This window comes from Daejeonella sp. (genome assembly GCF_049655485.1).
Taxonomy (GTDB): Bacteria; Bacteroidota; Bacteroidia; order Sphingobacteriales; family Sphingobacteriaceae; genus Daejeonella.
In genome coordinates, this window is record NZ_JBASJU010000388.1 from 1 (window position 1) to 1,699 (window position 1,699).

Consider the following 1,699-nt stretch of genomic DNA (forward strand, 5'->3'; position numbering starts at 1 on the left):
TTGAACGGGAGAATCTGCAATCTATGGGCGTGGTTACTGCCCGGTTAGATAACCGCGATCTGGGTAGCGTGATAAAAGATATTCAGCTAAACGTGGGAGCAAAAGTACATTTGCCTCCTGGTTATCACATTCAATATGGAGGGGCTTATGCAGAACAGCAGCAGTCTTTCAAAGAATTGTTCACTATATTGATTACATCCAGCCTGCTGGTTTTTGGGGTTATTCTCTTTTTATTCAAAGAATTTAAAATAGCCTTTCTGATTCTTTTAGTTGCAATTTTAGGGATTTCCGGAAGTTACTTGGCTTTATTCTTAACCAATACCCCATTAAATGTTGGAAGCTATACAGGCTTAATTATGATTGTAGGAATAATCGGTGAAAATGCCATTTTTACCTATCTACAGGTTAAGGAATCATTGCACACAAAAAGTGTTGATGAAGCGATTATCTTTTCGATTTCTACCCGTTTACGCCCCAAATTAATGACAGCCCTGGGAGCCATTATCGCCCTTTTACCACTCGCCCTTGGAATTGGTGCTGGCGCACAACTTCATCAACCGCTAGCTATTTCTGTAATTGGCGGCTTTCTGGTAGCATTACCATTGCTGTTGATTGTGTTACCTACTGGGATGAGGCTCGTTCAACGACGAACTGAAGTTTTTGAAGCTGCTAACTAGGTTGTTCGTTTATTAAGTTGCTATGCGTGAAAGTTTTCAGAAAAACTCATTGAAAGGTAGCGGTAATCCCGTACTGATAAACCCGGATGAGCCATAAAATATGAGGAAGTAGCAGCAAACTACTTTGAACAAACCCATGGCGAAGCTTTGGAGACTTTATTGCGCATTCACCTTCAGAAAATCCTCAGATTTGGATATTATTTTGCCAAATACTTATGAAATGTCGTTATGTTGCGTATCCTCTTTTTAATCGTCAGTTTTTTATTGCTATCTGATATATCGTTTGCTCAAAAAACTCTGCATCTAAAGGACAGTATAACTGTAAGCGTAGTTTCCAGATATGACAGCGTTTCCGGACTTCACCGAAAGATTTTTGGAGAAAACTATAGAAAAGAATGGGCTGCTAATACCAGACTGCCGGTTATAAAAATCTCGGAAATAATGGGGGGATTAGTACCTACTGAACTTGGTGGGGGTCATCAATCGCGTTCATTACGATTAAAAGATAGTTCCGGAAAAGAATGGGTGCTTAGAAGCGTAAACAAATATAGCGAGGGACTGGCGCCTGAAGTAGTAAAAGGTTCAATATATGAAAAATGGGTCGATGATAATTTCTCCGCTCAGCATCCATACTCAGCGCTTATTGTTCCTCTATTGGCTGAAGCAGTCAAAGTCCCTCATACAAATCCTGTAATTGGTTTGGTTGCGCCTGACAAAACTTTAGGAAAATTTGAAAAGGAATTTGCCGGTACCATTTGTCTTTTGGAAGAACGTGAACCCCTGGGAGAATCAGATAATACTCCTAAAATGCTTGCGGAACTGGATGAGGATAATGACCATAGGCTAGACAGTGGAGCGTTCCTTCGCGCGCGCCTGCTGGATCTGCTGATCGCTGATTGGGGAAGGCATGAAGATCAGTGGAGATGGGTAGACACCAAAAAGGGCGATGGAAAAGATTACCTCGTTATTCCAAGAGACCGGGACCAGGTATTTTACGTCAATGAAGGGATATTGCCTAAGGC

At 41.4% G+C, this 1,699-nt stretch carries 1 protein-coding gene and 1 pseudogene; both read left to right on the forward strand.

Features of this window, described 5'->3' with window-relative positions:
* Window positions 1-677: efflux RND transporter permease subunit (locus tag WBJ10_RS15745; protein ID WP_424291996.1), on the forward strand; the 677-nt coding region annotated here is incomplete at its 5' end.
* A gap of 228 nt (window positions 678-905) precedes the next feature.
* Window positions 906-1,699: pseudogene (locus tag WBJ10_RS15750) on the forward strand (hypothetical protein); the annotation flags it as partial.